This is a genomic window from Paenibacillus sp. FSL R5-0908, from assembly GCF_038006245.1.
GTDB classification, from domain to species: Bacteria; Bacillota; Bacilli; order Paenibacillales; family Paenibacillaceae; genus Paenibacillus_AQ; species Paenibacillus_AQ odorifer.
On record NZ_JBBOUV010000001.1, the window covers coordinates 1 to 16,727 of the forward strand.

Below are 16,727 nucleotides of genomic sequence, written 5' to 3' on the forward strand. Positions count from 1 at the left end.
GTGGACAGCCATACTTCCGAATTATGGCAGCAAATTTTATCGATTATTCAAACCAAATTAAGCAAGCCGAGCTTTGATACCTGGTTTAAGGCTACTAAAGCGATAACCTTCAACTCCCAGGTTCTCATTATCTCGGCACCTACAACGTTTGCAGTAGAATGGCTGGAAAGTCGTTACACCAAACTGGTAGGAGCAACCGTCTACGAAGTCACAGGGAAACAAGTAGATGTAAAATTCGTGATTGAAGAAAGCAAGCCGCCTGAGCTTGTGGTTCAACAATCCGCTCCGACTCCCGTAGTATCAAGAGAAGAAGCACAAACCCATCTGCTCAATCCAAAGTACACTTTTGACACCTTTGTAATCGGCTCTGGGAACCGCTTTGCGCATGCAGCCTCACTGGCAGTGGCCGAAGCACCAGCCAAAGCATACAATCCCTTGTTTTTATACGGTGGTGTAGGTCTGGGCAAAACCCATTTGATGCACGCAATTGGGCACTATGTCCTGGAACATAACCCAAATAACAAGGTAATTTACATCTCGTCTGAGAAATTCACGAATGAATTTATCAATTCGATCCGTGATAACCGCGGTGAAAGCTTCCGTAACAAGTATCGTAATGTTGACATTTTGCTTATCGACGACATTCAATTCCTCGCTGGAAAAGAGTCTACACAGGAGGAGTTTTTCCATACTTTCAATGCGCTCCACGAAGAACGCAAGCAAATTATCATCTCCAGCGACCGACCACCAAAGGAAATTCCCACACTGGAAGAACGGCTGCGTTCCCGGTTCGAATGGGGCTTGATTACGGATATTCAACCACCAGATCTGGAGACCCGGATTGCGATTTTACGCAAAAAGGCTAAGGCAGAGAACCTTGATATCCCTAATGAGGCCATGATGTATATTGCCAACCAGATTGACACCAATATTCGTGAGCTTGAGGGTGCATTAATCCGGGTAGTTGCTTATTCTTCGCTTACCAACCAGGATGTAACCACTCATTTGGCAGCTGAAGCGCTCAAGGATATTATTCCTTCCAGTCGTCCCAAGATGATCACCATCGCTGATATTCAGCAAAAAGTCGGAGAATACTACAATTTGCGCCTTGAAGACTTCAAAGCACGAAAAAGAACCAAAGCCGTAGCGTTTCCACGTCAAATCGCAATGTATCTATCCCGTGAACTAACGGATTATTCACTGCCTAAGATTGGTGAGGCTTTCGGAGGACGTGACCATACGACCGTAATTCATGCGCACGATAAAATTACACAGGCATTAAAGGTCGATCAGGAGTTGTACAAAGTGGTAAATAATCTTGCGGAGAAAATTAAAAATCCTTCCTAAGAGGAACAAAGAGCCTATACACAATCTATACACATGTGGGTAGGCTTAATTTTATGCTGTTTGGTGGGGTTATCCACATATTCGTCGCCCCTACTACTAATACTATTAAATAACTATAATAATTCATCATGTAAAGACGCGTAATTAACAGACTCAAATCCATCGAAATTCCCAATTTTTCAGCTAGGAGTGAAATCATGAAAATAAGCATTCTTAAAAATGAGCTCAACGAATCCATTCAACACGTATCCAAAGCTATATCCAGCAGAACAACAATCCCTATTTTGACCGGTATTAAACTGGAAGTTAGCCATCAAGGCGTCACATTAACTGCAAGTGATACCGATATTTCTATTCAATCGTTTATTCCAGCAGAGAATGACAGCCACACCATCGTGAAGATAGATCAGCCAGGAAGTGTTGTTCTTCCCGCTAAATTTTTCGTCGAGATTATTAAGAAGCTGCCCTCCAAAGAAATCCACATGGAAGTAAAAGAAGGATTCCAAACGTACATTTCTTCCGGATCCACTGAGATTCAGATGGTTGGTTTAGACCCTGAAGAATTTCCTGTGTTACCGAGCATCGAAGAGAATGACACGATCTCTCTACCAGGTGATTTGCTGAAAAATATGATTAAACAAACAGCCTTTTCTATTTCTACCCAAGAGACAACTCCGATATTAACGGGTATACTATGGAATCTGAGCGACAATGAGTTTAAGTTTACAGCGACTGACCGTCACCGCTTGGCAACAAGAGCTGCTAAACTTGAAGGCACGGAAAATGTCAATTTCGCAAATATTGTTATTGCCGGTAAAACCCTTAATGAGCTCAGCAAAATTATCCCTGACCAAAATATGCTGGTTGATATTGTCGTTGCGGATAATCAAGTTCTCTTCAAAATCGACAAAGTACTGTTTTATTCACGGATCCTAGATGGGATTTATCCTGATACTTCTAGAATTATTCCAACAACCTACAAAACAGAACTAACTTTAGATACAAAAAAATTAAGCGAATCGATTGATCGTGCTTATTTGCTGTCCCGGGAAGAGAAAACAAATATTGTTCGTATGCAGACGCTTGATCAAGGCGGTATTGAAATTTCTTCAAGCTCATCAGAGCTGGGTAAAGTTCGCGAGGAACTTGAAGTCATTGATTTCAAAGGTGAACCTCTCAAAATATCTTTCAACTCGAAATATATGCTTGACGTATTAAAGGTCATAGAGAGTGAGCAGCTCGTTATTGCATTTACAGGGATGATGAGTCCGATCATTTTGAAACCACTTGACCAAACCAATAGCTTGTATATTATTTTGCCTTACCGTACAACAAATTAATGCCAACATTCATGAACATGTGGATAAGTGGCTGAAAGGATAAAAACCATGAAAAAAATACTTATCCACAGTGGATACATTAAGCTGGACCAATTTCTGAAACTCGCAGATTGTGTATCCACAGGTGGAATGGCCAAAGCGTTATTGCAGGAAGGTCACGTTCTGGTCAACGGAGAGGTAGAGGAACGGCGCGGCAGAAAACTTTATCCGGGTGACAAAATTGAAGTGCAGGATAACGGGACCTTTGAGGTTGAAGGCGGAGGAGTAAAAGAGTAGTACGCTAGGGGAGGAACCATTTCGTGTTTGTTAAAAATATCGGTCTGCAGCATTATCGGAATTACGGGCTGCTGCGTCTGGAGAGCCTGGGCGATGTGAATCTGATTCTGGGTCAGAACGCCCAAGGCAAAACAAACCTCATGGAGGCATTGTTCGTCCTGGCGATGACCAAAAGCCACCGCACCTCTAAGGACCGCGAACTTATCTCCTTCGATGCCCCCGGAGATGCAGCTCAGATCGTTGCCGAGGTAGAACGAAAGTATGGCGATCTCAAGCTGGAGCTCACCCTATCTGCCAAAGGTAAAAAAGCCAAGATCAATGGCTTAGAGCAGCGGCGCCTTAGTGAGTTTGTTGGATCTCTGAATGTGGTCATGTTTGCACCGGAAGATTTAGAGATTGTAAAAGGGACCCCTGGTATCAGACGGCGTTTTCTTGATATGGAGATCGGCCAAGTCCAGCCTAGTTATCTATTTCACCTACAGCAGTATCAAAAAATACTCTTGCAAAGAGGTAATCTCTTAAAGCAATTATGGGGAAAAGAGGCTGCAGGGAAAGAGCTTCTGGAAATCTGGGATGCTCAACTTGTAGAGCATGGTGTTAAAATCGTCAAAAAAAGGAAACAATTCATAAAGAAGCTGCAAATATGGGCTGAAAGCATTCACCGGGGGATTACGAACGGCGGAGAAGAACTGAAATTGCTCTATGTCCCCTCTTTCGGCGATCGGGATGAGGAAGATGAAGCTGTCTTATTAGACAATTTTATGTTAAAGTTATCACAAACGAGAGAACAAGAAATCAGGCGCGGCATGACGCTGACGGGTCCCCATCGGGATGACCTGTCCTTTTTTATCAACGGAAGGGAAGCTCAGGTCTACGGTTCTCAAGGACAGCAGCGTACCACGGCTTTATCGCTTAAGCTGGCGGAAATCGAGCTGATCCATGAGGAAATCGGAGAATATCCTGTGCTGCTTCTTGATGATGTTTTATCCGAGCTTGATCCTTACCGCCAGACCCAGCTTATTGAAACCTTTCAAAGCAAGGTACAGACATTCATTACCGCTACCGGAATTGAGGGTCTGAATGCCGATAAATTAAAGGGCGCCAGCCTATTTCATGTTCATGATGGAAAAGTTGAGTTATAAAAGAGCGGAGGACGATCATGTATATTCATTTGGGCGGGGAGAAGATCATTAGGTCTTCGGAGTTAATTGCTATATTTGATATTTCGATTGAGAAATCTTCCAAGGTATCTAAGCAATTCGTTATTCACTCTGAGCAGGATAAGAAGCTTGAGCGGATTGGCGAAGAGGAAGCAAAATCTATTGTCGTAACTAAAAATATCGTGTATTACTCCCCCATTTCCTCCTCCACTCTTAAAAAAAGAGCCAAAATTTTGCTCGAAATATAACTTGCATTTGGTAACAAAGAGATAATCAGAAAGAAGTAGGTGAAGGCATGTCAATGAATCAACCGACATATGATGAGAGCCAGATTCAGGTACTGGAAGGGCTGGAAGCGGTTCGGAAACGTCCGGGCATGTATATTGGTTCGACTAGTTCTAAAGGTCTCCATCACTTGGTATGGGAGGTCGTCGATAATAGTATCGATGAGGCACTCGCAGGTTATTGTGACCGGATTCAAGTGATTATACATGAAGATAACGCGATCACTGTTATCGATAATGGACGTGGCATACCTGTAGGTGAGAATGTAAAGCTTAAGAAGTCGACGCTTGAAGTCGTAATGACCGTGCTGCATGCAGGCGGTAAATTCGGCGGTGGCGGATATAAAGTTTCCGGTGGTTTGCATGGTGTGGGTATCTCTGTAGTAAATGCCTTGTCTGAAAAGGTCCTTGTTAAGGTCAAACGTGACGGTCATATCTACCAACAGGAATATAGACGCGGTGCACCGCAGTATGATATCAAAATTGTTGGCGATTCAGATGAGACAGGAACGACTACAACCTTTCATCCGGATCCTGAAATATTTACGGAAACCACAGTTTTTGAATATTCGACACTGCTTACTCGTATTCGGGAGCTGGCTTTTCTTAACAAAGGAATCGAGCTTTCGCTTCATGATGAGCGGACGGATGTCACCAACGTGTTCAAATACGAGGGTGGTATCGTTGAATATGTGAAATATTTGAATGAGAAAAAAGAAGCACTACATGAGGATCCGATCTACGTGGAAGGCTCACGCGATATGATCCAAGTTGAAGTGGCTCTCCAATATAACGATTCGTATACTGAGAACATCTACTCTTTTGCGAATAATATTAATACGCATGAGGGCGGAACGCATGAATCCGGCTTTAAAAGTGCGCTGACCCGTATCATCAACGATTATGCTCGTAAAGCGGGAGTACTGAAGGATAGCAATTCGAATCTGACTGGTGATGACGTGCGTGAAGGATTGACAGCCATTATTTCTGTCAAAATTCCAGATCCACAATTCGAAGGTCAAACGAAAACTAAGCTCGGAAATAGTGAAGTGCGGGGTATCGTAGAATCACTGTTCGGAGAGAAATTACAAGAGTTCCTGGAAGAAAACCCAGCAGTATCACGTCGCGTTCTTGAGAAGTCACTTTCCGCGTCGCGCGCACGAGAAGCTGCCCGTAAGGCACGTGAGTTAACCCGTCGGAAGAGCGCGCTTGAAGTCAGTGCTCTGCCTGGTAAACTCGCCGACTGTTCATCCAAGGATGCATCGATCAGTGAACTATACATCGTCGAAGGTGACTCAGCGGGTGGATCGGCTAAGCAAGGCCGGGATCGCCATTTCCAAGCGATTCTACCGTTGCGTGGTAAGATCCTAAACGTTGAAAAAGCTCGCCTTGACCGTATTTTATCTAACGCTGAGATCCGCGCCATCATTACGGCTTTGGGCACAGGGATCAGCGATGACTTTGACTTATCGAAGGCTCGCTACCATAAAGTGGTTATTATGACCGATGCCGACGTCGATGGAGCCCATATTAGAACGCTATTATTAACGTTCTTCTATCGTTACATGCGGAAGCTAGTAGACGCGGGTTATATCTATATTGCACAGCCTCCTCTTTTTAAGATTGAGCGCAATAAGGTTATCCGCTACGCAGGCAGCGAGAAGGAACGCGATGATATTATCGCTTCTTTTGGAGAAAATGCTAAGGTTAACGTCCAACGTTACAAAGGTTTGGGAGAGATGAATGCAACCCAACTTTGGGACACAACGATGGACCCAGAGACCCGTATGATGCTCCAGGTTACGATTGAAGATGCAATGCTGGCAGATAGTATTTTTGATACACTTATGGGTGACAATGTTGAACCAAGACGTGACTTTATCCATGAGCATGCCAAGAACGTTAGATACCTTGATGTGTAAGAACAATATTTAATACAACCTCCGGCTTCTATTCCTAACGGAATGAGAACGCTGGAGGTTCTTTGATTTCAAGCTTCTTTTTAGGCTCTTGTAGATTGTTTATTGCGGGTCGAATAAGGGGATTTTCTTGCTTTTACACGTCCATAGGCTACGGCATAGCGATGTATTTTACGATAGATTGATTTATCAGGAAATAATTTGAATACAGCAATGGACGGAAGAGTGTTGACTTCCAGCAGCCACATATCCAGATGTTGATCCATGGCAATATCCAGACCAATCTCTTTGATTCCTGGATAGGCAGATTGAAGCTGTGTCGCGATTTGTATACCCAAAACTTTTAAGTGATTGATCGTAACTAGGACTTCAGAGGGTGGCATATAATTTTTAAGCAGAGTACTTACGGAAAGGATACTGCCTCCACTGTGATAATTGGTGACGATTTTTTGAGGGGCAGCTACTCTTCCAAGCATTCCTGTTGTTTGCCATACTCCTGACGGAGTTTTTTGGGTAAGAACCCGAAGATCAAAAGGGCGGTCTTGATGACGCAGAAGGTCAATTCCTTTTTGGATCAAATAGGTCCGATTCTGAATTCGTTTCTGTAAGTTCTCATACAGCTCTTCTGGTGAGAAAAACACTTCCGCAGTCTTCCCATATCTTAAAATATATAAGATCTGTTCTTCTGGCTCTTCTTTATTAACATTATCGAGGTCGGTACCGTGTTCAGCTTTCTGTTTGCTAGTGCTAAGAGTTACAGTACGCTGCTCAGCTCTCATTACACCGATACCATAACTTCCTCGATCAGGCTTAATATAGACCATTGTATATAACGCAAGCATCTCCTTAAGAGCATTGACATCGAATTTACGGGTATCAGGCACATATTGTAATAGAGAGTGATTTTGAAGGATGACTTTCGTTTTAGCCCATTTGCTTGGGACGCGTTGAATCTTCATTATCTTCCTCCTTATGAGTTTTGTGCAGGAATAGGTCCTTTGGGTTCCTTGTTGTAAAAAATGCAGTGGCAGCATAATCTTTGACAGCTGAAAATCAGGACAAGCTACCTAAACAATGGTATAATATAAGGATATGGGGTTATGCCTTATCGAACGATATTAGGATAATAAAACCGTGTTTCTTGTCTTTACAGTCTATGTAGTAAAGATATTTGCGGAAAGGGCAAATACCCTGATAAGCGCAAAAAGAAATCAATATTAGAAGATAAAAGGCTATCATGTTTAATTGTGCTACTTTTGTGAAAGTAATATAATTAAGGGTAGCGGTTTTTTAACTGAAGGAGGTCCAGCAACTCATGGCTGAACAAAATAACCCACAAGTCAAAGATCGGGACATTGGCGTGGAAATGCGTGAATCCTTTATGGATTACGCAATGAGCATCATTGTTAGCCGGGCTTTGCCAGATGTGCGGGACGGACTCAAGCCGGTTCACCGACGCATTTTGTTTGCGATGTCGGAGCTTGGAATGTCTGCGGATAAGCCTCATAAGAAATCTGCAAGAATCGTCGGTGAGGTTATCGGTAAGTACCACCCTCACGGTGACTCAGCTGTCTATGAAACAATGGTACGGATGGCTCAGGATTTCTCGATGCGCTATATGCTTGTAGACGGTCACGGGAACTTTGGTTCGATTGATGGTGATATGGCCGCGGCGATGCGGTACACAGAAGCCCGTCTTTCCAAGATTGCAGGCGAAATGCTTCGTGATTTGAACAAAGAGACAGTTGACTTCGCACCCAACTATGATGGTGAAGAGAATGAGCCGGTTGTATTACCAGCCCGTTATCCGAATCTGCTCGTGAATGGGGTATCTGGTATTGCTGTAGGTATGGCTACTAATATTCCACCGCATAACCTTGGTGAAGTTATCGATGGTGTGCAGGCGATGATTAAGAATCCTGATATCACGCCAATGGAATTGATGGAGTTTATCCAAGGTCCGGATTTCCCTACGGCTGGATATATTTTGGGTCGTGAGGGCATTCGTCAGGCTTATCGTACGGGGCGTGGTTCAGTAACCATGCGTGCGAAGGCAACGATCGAAGAGAACAACGGCAAGGCTCGCATCATTGTGCATGAGCTTCCATACCAGGTTAACAAAGCAAGATTGGTTGAAAAAATCGCAGAATTAGTACGTGAGAAACGTATCGAAGGTATAACGGATCTTCGAGATGAGTCTGACCGTAACGGTATGCGTGTAGTTGTTGAGATGAGACGCGATGTTAATCCAAATGTAGTATTAAACAATCTATATAAACATACTTCTATGCAATCCACATTTGGGATTAATATGCTTGCCATCGTAAATAACGAGCCGAAAATTCTTAATCTGCGTGATGTTCTTTATCATTATTTGCAGCACCAGATTGAAGTTATTCGTCGTCGTACTATATTTGATCTTAAAAAAGCTGAAGCACGCGCTCATATCTTAGAAGGTCTGCGCATTGCGCTTGATCATCTGGATGAAGTGATTGCGTTAATCCGTGCTTCGCGGACAACTGATATAGCCCGCGAAGGATTAATGAGCACCTTTAGCCTCAGTTTAGAGCAGGCTCAGGCTATCCTCGATATGCGGATGCAACGTCTGACCGGTCTGGAACGGGAAAAGATCGAGAATGAATATAACGAATTGATCGTTAAAATTGCAGAGTACCGTGAAATTCTGGCTAACGAGCATCTTGTACTGGAAATCATCAGCAATGAGCTGCAGGATATCCGTGATAGATATTCTGATGAACGCCGGACAGAGATTACGGTTGGTGAAGAAAGTATCCTGGATGAAGACCTTATTCCACGTGAAGAGGTTGTTATCACTATTACACATACAGGATATATCAAACGTCTACCTGTCAGCACCTACCGCAGTCAGAAGCGCGGAGGTCGCGGAGTCATGGGGATGGACACCAAGGACCAGGATTTTGTGGAGCATCTCTTCGTGAGTAACTCTCATAACTATCTGATGTTCTTTACCGATAAGGGTAAAGTATACCGGATTAAAGCTTACGAGATCCCAGAATTGGGCCGTACAGCCCGGGGGACGCCAATCATCAACCTGATTCAAATCGAACAAGGTGAGAAGATTAGTGCGGTAATCCAAGTAGAAGATGGCGATAGCGACAAATATTTATTCTTTGCTACCCGCGAGGGTATCGTGAAGAAGACGCCTCTTGGGGATTATAACAACATCCGTAAAGGCGGTCTTATTGCCATTAATCTTCGTGAAGAAGATTCCCTGATCGAGGTTAAGCTGACTGATGGACAGCAAAATCTCATTATCGGTACAGCTCGCGGAATGTCGATTACGTTCTCAGAGAATGATGTGCGTTCTATGGGACGTAGCGCGACTGGCGTTAAGGGTATTACGCTTGACGGTAATGACCATGTCATTGGTATGGACTGTGTCGATAAGGAGCTTGAGGTTCTGATTGTTACTACCAAGGGTTATGGTAAACGGACACCAGCCGGTGATTATCGTTCCCAGACTCGTGGCGGTAAAGGGATCAAGACCATTAATCTCACCGATAAGAATGGTCCTGTAGTGGGTCTTAAGGTCGTTAAGAAGGATGAAGACTTAATGATCATTACGACTAGCGGTACCCTGATTCGTACCAGCATGGATGGAATCTCTACTATGGGCCGTTACGCTCAAGGGGTTAAGCTGATTAACATCCGCGAGGATGACGCAGTAGCTACCCTGTGTAGAGCTGACAAGAACGAAGAGGATGAATCTGAGGAAGTGGAAGGTCTGGAAGGCTTGGAAGGGCAAGAAGGCCTGGATGGGCAAGATACAGTCGAGGAATCTGGCGATATTGATCAGCCTGAGATCCTGACTGAGGACGAAGACACTGACCTAGAATAGGTTGAATTCAAAAAAGAGCAAGGGCTTCTATTCCAGAAGTTCTTGCTCTTTTTGTTGCCTTTTGAATGACCGATGCTTCAAAAAATAAAATAAATATTTTGAAAGAATAGTTTTCACTGCACTAGTGTCTTCCATATATCCGTACTATAATTAGCCAATAGAATCCTATAAAGTACTAATTTCTCAGAAATTATCTGTCTTATCAATGTGAGGTAATGCTGGGTGTACGGCTTATAGAAATTAAGGGGCTGAGTATATGCCAAATATATTGGTTGGAGAAGTTAAAGCAGGCTCAAAGATAATAAAGGATGTAATTACACCTTTAGGGGGGACTTTATTCACTAAGGGAAAAATATTGCTCCCTCGTGATCTAGATATTTTACAGGCTTTTTTGATTGGGCAAGTGGAAATCGAAGGTGACCAAGGTGAGGCGAGTTCGGATGGAGCCAAAACAACAGCTAAGCATGCTTCCCCTAAAGCTGGAGCCATTATCAACGAATCGATGTTGGCCAAGACTAATTCTCCTCTACATGATGAATACGATAAAATGCTCACTCTTATTAAGAACAGCTATCGATCGGTAACGGCAGCTTCACTTCCTATTTTTGAGCTTCGCAGTCAGTTAGAGACATTAATAGGTTATTTGAAGGATTATCATGTTTTGAAGTTTACACCGCGCACTTTAAAATATGAGGATTACAACTATCACAATGCTGTGTTGTCCGCGTTGACCTCCTATAAAATCGCTCAGTGGTGTGGGTACCCACAAAAGGATTGGATGCAGATTGGTTTTGCAGGATTATTACATGATATCGGTAATGCAAAAGTAGACAGCTCACTTTTACAGAAACCGGAGTCACTTAACAATAGTGAAATAGAAGAGGTACGCCGACACACTACATATGGTTATCAATTATTACGCAATGTTACAGCGATTAATGAAGGGGTAAGACTTGCCGCCTTGCAGCATCATGAGAAAATTGATGGCTCTGGTTATCCATTGAAGCTGGACGGCAGTCAGATTCATTTCTACGCTAAAGTAGTCGCAGTAGCAGATATATTTCATGCTATGACCTTAGAAAGAGCCTACAGAAGAGCACAGTCTCCTTATTTGGTACTAGAGCAGATTCTGACAGAAAGCTTCGGTAAGCTTGACCCAGTGATTGTGCAGACGTTTATACAGAAGAGTACTGATCTCTTTAATGGCACTAGAATCAAATTAAGCGATGGGCGTCATGGGGAGATTATCTTCACTGATCGCGCAAACCCTACACGTCCGATGGTTAAGATTGAGGAAACAATAGTTAACTTGATGCTGGAACGTGAATTGTATATTCAAGAGATCATTGCATAGGGTGTAGTTACAAGGGAATAAGGCTGTGCTAGCCACTCTATATCGCAGTATTGAGGCTTTTGGTAGCACAGTCTCACATTAATCTATTATATTTCAAAAAAACTCTTGCAATGCATCTCCATACATGATATATTCTAAGTCCGGCCAAGAAGTACACATGCCGAGCTCGAAAAAGAAGTTAAAAAAAGAGCTTGACATTAAATAGCCGAACATGATATAGTATAAGAGTTGCTGCTGAGACATTAAACGGCGCCAACGAGAACTTGATCTTTGAAAACTGAACAACGAGTGAGTAGGAAATCACGCAAGTGAAATCCAAAATTAGAGAATTAATTTTCTCGTCAGATGTTTCAAAATGAGCATATCGCTCTTTTCAATACTAATTGGAGAGTTTGATCCTGGCTCAGGACGAACGCTGGCGGCGTGCCTAATACATGCAAGTCGAGCGGAGTTACTTTGAAAGCTTGCTTTCAAAGTAACTTAGCGGCGGACGGGTGAGTAACACGTAGGCAACCTGCCCTTCAGACTGGGATAACTACCGGAAACGGTAGCTAATACCGGATAATTTCTTTTTTCTCCTGAGAGAAGAATGAAAGACGGAGCAATCTGTCACTGAGGGATGGGCCTGCGGCGCATTAGCTAGTTGGTGGGGTAACGGCCCACCAAGGCGACGATGCGTAGCCGACCTGAGAGGGTGAACGGCCACACTGGGACTGAGACACGGCCCAGACTCCTACGGGAGGCAGCAGTAGGGAATCTTCCGCAATGGGCGAAAGCCTGACGGAGCAACGCCGCGTGAGTGATGAAGGTTTTCGGATCGTAAAGCTCTGTTGCCAGGGAAGAACGTCCGGTAGAGTAACTGCTACCGGAGTGACGGTACCTGAGAAGAAAGCCCCGGCTAACTACGTGCCAGCAGCCGCGGTAATACGTAGGGGGCAAGCGTTGTCCGGAATTATTGGGCGTAAAGCGCGCGCAGGCGGCTATTTAAGTCTGGTGTTTAAACCTTGGGCTCAACCTGAGGTCGCACTGGAAACTGGGTGGCTTGAGTACAGAAGAGGAAAGTGGAATTCCACGTGTAGCGGTGAAATGCGTAGATATGTGGAGGAACACCAGTGGCGAAGGCGACTTTCTGGGCTGTAACTGACGCTGAGGCGCGAAAGCGTGGGGAGCAAACAGGATTAGATACCCTGGTAGTCCACGCCGTAAACGATGAGTGCTAGGTGTTAGGGGTTTCGATACCCTTGGTGCCGAAGTTAACACAGTAAGCACTCCGCCTGGGGAGTACGGTCGCAAGACTGAAACTCAAAGGAATTGACGGGGACCCGCACAAGCAGTGGAGTATGTGGTTTAATTCGAAGCAACGCGAAGAACCTTACCAGGTCTTGACATCCCTCTGAATCCGCTAGAGATAGCGGCGGCCTTCGGGACAGAGGAGACAGGTGGTGCATGGTTGTCGTCAGCTCGTGTCGTGAGATGTTGGGTTAAGTCCCGCAACGAGCGCAACCCTTAACTTTAGTTGCCAGCAGGTAAGGCTGGGCACTCTAGAGTGACTGCCGGTGACAAACCGGAGGAAGGTGGGGATGACGTCAAATCATCATGCCCCTTATGACCTGGGCTACACACGTACTACAATGGCCGGTACAACGGGAAGCGAAGCCGCGAGGTGGAGCCAATCCCATCAAAGCCGGTCTCAGTTCGGATTGCAGGCTGCAACTCGCCTGCATGAAGTCGGAATTGCTAGTAATCGCGGATCAGCATGCCGCGGTGAATACGTTCCCGGGTCTTGTACACACCGCCCGTCACACCACGAGAGTTTACAACACCCGAAGTCGGTGGGGTAACCCGCAAGGGAGCCAGCCGCCGAAGGTGGGGTAGATGATTGGGGTGAAGTCGTAACAAGGTAGCCGTATCGGAAGGTGCGGCTGGATCACCTCCTTTCTATGGAGAATCGTTCTCTGCAATGAGAACATTCAAATCGGAAGCTCAGCTTCCAAAACTCAGGTTTAGGCCTGTTACTCACTCGTTGCTCAGTTTTGAGAGTTTAAGCTCTCAAGTAAGACTTGATCCTTGAAAACTGGATACCGAAACGAATTTGCGTTTTAGAACATCTTTTAGCAACTTGTGCAAACAAGTAAATGTTATTAGTGAGATTTTTCTTCGGAAGAATCAAGGTTAAGCTAATAAGAGCACACGGAGGATGCCTAGGCGCCAGGAGCCGACGAAGGACGTGGCGAACAACGAAACTGCCTCGGGGAGCTGTAAGCAAGCTTTGATCCGGGGGTGTCCGAATGGGGAAACCCAGCTGTGGTAATTCGCAGTTACTCATTTCTGAATACATAGGAAATGTAGAGGCAGACCAGGGGAACTGAAACATCTAAGTACCCTGAGGAAGAGAAAACAATAGTGATTCCGTCAGTAGCGGCGAGCGAACGCGGAACAGCCTAAACCTAAGAGCTTGCTCTTAGGGGTTGTGGGACGTCTCACATGGAGTTACAAAGGAATATGGTAGGTGAAGAGGTCTGGAAAGGCCCGCGATAGAGGTAAAAGCCCTGTAACCTAAACTGTATTCTCTCCGAGACGGATCCCGAGTAGTGCGGGGCACGTGAAACCCCGTATGAATCCAGCAGGACCATCTGCTAAGGCTAAATACTACCTGGCGACCGATAGTGAAACAGTACCGTGAGGGAAAGGTGAAAAGCACCCCGGAAGGGGAGTGAAATAGAACCTGAAACCGTGTGCTTACAAAAAGTCAGAGCCCGATCTATGGGTGATGGCGTGCCTTTTGTAGAATGAACCGGCGAGTTACGTTTAACATGCAAGGTTAAGCCGAGAAGGTGGAGCCGCAGCGAAAGCGAGTCTGAATAGGGCGACTTAGTATGTGGACGTAGACCCGAAACCGTGTGATCTACCCCTGTCCAGGGTGAAGGTGCGGTAACACGCACTGGAGGCCCGAACCCACGTACGTTGAAAAGTGCGGGGATGAGGTGGGGGTAGCGGAGAAATTCCAATCGAACTCGGAGATAGCTGGTTCTCCCCGAAATAGCTTTAGGGCTAGCCTCGGTATAAGAGTAGTGGAGGTAGAGCACTGATTGGGTGCGGGGTCCGCAAGGATTACCAAGCTCAGTCAAACTCCGAATGCCATATACTTATTGCCGGGAGTCAGACAGTGAGTGCTAAGATCCATTGTCAAAAGGGAAACAGCCCAGACCATCAGCTAAGGTCCCCAAGTGTGTGTTAAGTGGGAAAGGATGTGGAGTTGCACAGACAACCAGGATGTTGGCTTAGAAGCAGCCACCATTGAAAGAGTGCGTAATAGCTCACTGGTCGAGTGACTCTGCGCCGAAAATGTAACGGGGCTAAACACACCACCGAAGCTATGGCTAGATGCTTTGCATCTGGGGTAGGGGAGCGTTGTGTAGGGGTTGAAGGTGTACTGAAAAGAGCGCTGGACACTACACAAGTGAGAATGCCGGTATGAGTAACGAAAAGATCAGTGAGAATCTGATCCGCCGAAAGCCCAAGGTTTCCTGAGGAAGGCTCGTCCGCTCAGGGTAAGTCGGGACCTAAGGCGAGGCCGAAAGGCGTAGTCGAAGGACAACAGTTTGAAATTACTGTACCACCGTAATCCGCTATGAGCGATGGGGTGACGCAGGAGGGTAGTGACGCGGACTGATGGATGTCCGTCTAAGCAGTGAGGCTGGTGTGTAGGCAAATCCGCACATCGTTAAGGCTGGGCTGTGATGGGGAGCGAAAATTATAGTAGCGAAGGTCATGATCTCACACTGCCAAGAAAAGCCTCTAGCCAGGAGAAGGTGCCCGTACCGCAAACCGACACAGGTAGGCGAGAAGAGAATTCTAAGGCGCGCGGAAGAACTCTCGTTAAGGAACTCGGCAAAATGACCCCGTAACTTCGGGAGAAGGGGTGCCCCGGTAGTGTGAATAGCACGAGGGGGCCGCAGTGAAAAGGCCCAAGCGACTGTTTAGCAAAAACACAGGTCTGTGCGAAGCCGCAAGGCGAAGTATACGGGCTGACGCCTGCCCGGTGCTGGAAGGTTAAGGGGAGTGGTTAGGGGTAACCCGAAGCTATGAACCGAAGCCCCAGTAAACGGCGGCCGTAACTATAACGGTCCTAAGGTAGCGAAATTCCTTGTCAGGTAAATTCTGACCCGCACGAATGGCGTAACGACTTGGGCGCTGTCTCAACGAGAGATCCGGTGAAATTTTAATACCTGTGAAGATGCAGGTTACCCGCGACAAGACGGAAAGACCCCATGGAGCTTTACTGCAGCTTGATATTGAATTTGGGTACGATCTGTACAGGATAGGTGGGAGCCGTAGAAATCGGAGCGCAAGCTTCGGTGGAGGCGCCGTTGGGATACCACCCTGATCGTATCTAGGTTCTAACCTAGTACCCTTACCGGGTACGGGGACCGTGTCAGGCGGGCAGTTTGACTGGGGCGGTCGCCTCCTAAAGAGTAACGGAGGCGTTCCAAGGTTCCCTCAGAATGGTTGGAAATCATTCGCAGAGTGCAAAGGCATAAGGGAGCTTGACTGCGAGACCTACAAGTCGAGCAGGGACGAAAGTCGGACTTAGTGATCCGGTGGTACCGCATGGAAGGGCCATCGCTCAACGGATAAAAGCTACCCTGGGGATAACAGGCTTATCTCCCCCAAGAGTCCACATCGACGGGGAGGTTTGGCACCTCGATGTCGGCTCATCGCATCCTGGGGCTGAAGTAGGTCCCAAGGGTTGGGCTGTTCGCCCATTAAAGCGGTACGCGAGCTGGGTTCAGAACGTCGTGAGACAGTTCGGTCCCTATCTGTCGTGGGCGCAGGAAATTTGAGAGGAGCTGTCCTTAGTACGAGAGGACCGGGATGGACGTACCGCTGGTGCACCAGTTGTTCCGCCAGGAGCATGGCTGGGTAGCTACGTACGGACGGGATAAGCGCTGAAAGCATCTAAGCGTGAAGCCCCCCTCAAGATGAGATTTCCCAATTAGTAAGACCCCTTGAAGACGACGAGGTAGATAGGTTGGAGGTGGAAGTGCAGTAATGCATGGAGCTGACCAATACTAATCGGTCGAGGGCTTATCCTATACGTAGAATGCAGATTTGTTTCGGATTCAGTTTTCAGGCGATTAAGCCTGTAACACGCTTAGAAATTCAT

The 16,727-nt window shown here is 45.9% G+C and carries 9 protein-coding genes and 2 rRNA genes; 10 read left to right on the top strand and 1 reads right to left on the bottom strand.

Going from position 1 to position 16,727, the window contains the following annotated elements; all coding sequences use genetic code 11:
* From dnaA to gyrB, 6 genes are all read left to right on the top strand, one after another.
* Positions 1–1,347, top strand: coding sequence for a chromosomal replication initiator protein DnaA (gene dnaA / locus MKZ09_RS00005; protein ID WP_036677741.1), 1,347 nt, complete (start codon positions 1–3; stop codon positions 1,345–1,347).
* 197 nt (positions 1,348–1,544) lie between these two features.
* A complete protein-coding gene (gene dnaN, locus MKZ09_RS00010) occupies positions 1,545–2,687 on the top strand; it encodes a DNA polymerase III subunit beta (protein ID WP_076202273.1) in 1,143 nt (380 codons plus the stop codon).
* Between the two features lie 48 nt (positions 2,688–2,735).
* Complete coding sequence (gene yaaA / locus MKZ09_RS00015) at positions 2,736–2,963, top strand: S4 domain-containing protein YaaA (RefSeq protein ID WP_036677736.1); 228 nt, start codon at positions 2,736–2,738, stop codon at positions 2,961–2,963.
* A gap of 23 nt (positions 2,964–2,986) precedes the next feature.
* Positions 2,987–4,105: a DNA replication/repair protein RecF gene (gene recF / locus MKZ09_RS00020; protein WP_036677733.1), complete on the top strand. Its 1,119-nt coding sequence runs from the start codon at positions 2,987–2,989 to the stop codon at positions 4,103–4,105.
* A gap of 17 nt (positions 4,106–4,122) precedes the next feature.
* Positions 4,123–4,371, top strand: a complete 249-nt coding sequence (gene remB, locus MKZ09_RS00025) for an extracellular matrix regulator RemB (protein ID WP_036677731.1) — start codon at positions 4,123–4,125, stop codon at positions 4,369–4,371.
* 47 nt (positions 4,372–4,418) lie between these two features.
* Positions 4,419–6,329, top strand: a complete 1,911-nt coding sequence (gene gyrB / locus MKZ09_RS00030; RefSeq protein WP_036677726.1) for a DNA topoisomerase (ATP-hydrolyzing) subunit B — start codon at positions 4,419–4,421, stop codon at positions 6,327–6,329.
* Positions 6,330–6,409: 80 nt separating this feature from the next.
* On the opposite strand, the gene MKZ09_RS00035 is transcribed toward gyrB, so the two are convergent.
* Positions 6,410–7,285 (bottom strand): YheC/YheD family protein, encoded by an 876-nt coding sequence (locus MKZ09_RS00035; RefSeq protein WP_076202276.1) that lies wholly within the window; start codon positions 7,283–7,285, stop codon positions 6,410–6,412.
* Between the two features lie 356 nt (positions 7,286–7,641).
* Between MKZ09_RS00035 and gyrA the strand changes: the two genes are divergently transcribed.
* The 4 genes from gyrA to MKZ09_RS00055 all read left to right on the top strand — a co-directional run bounded on the left by gyrA (position 7,642) and on the right by MKZ09_RS00055 (position 16,656).
* Positions 7,642–10,206 carry a DNA gyrase subunit A gene (gyrA, locus tag MKZ09_RS00040; RefSeq protein WP_036677722.1) on the top strand — a complete coding sequence of 855 codons (2,565 nt, stop codon included), beginning with the start codon at positions 7,642–7,644 and terminating at the stop codon, positions 10,204–10,206.
* Between the two features lie 256 nt (positions 10,207–10,462).
* Positions 10,463–11,560 (top strand): HD-GYP domain-containing protein, encoded by a 1,098-nt coding sequence (locus tag MKZ09_RS00045; RefSeq protein WP_076202279.1) that lies wholly within the window; start codon positions 10,463–10,465, stop codon positions 11,558–11,560.
* 380 nt (positions 11,561–11,940) lie between these two features.
* Positions 11,941–13,498: ribosomal RNA gene (locus MKZ09_RS00050) — 16S ribosomal RNA — on the top strand.
* Between the two features lie 232 nt (positions 13,499–13,730).
* Positions 13,731–16,656: ribosomal RNA gene (locus MKZ09_RS00055) — 23S ribosomal RNA — on the top strand.
* The 16S and 23S rRNA genes sit together here, the layout of an rRNA operon.
* The last annotated feature ends 71 nt before the right edge of the window (positions 16,657–16,727 follow it).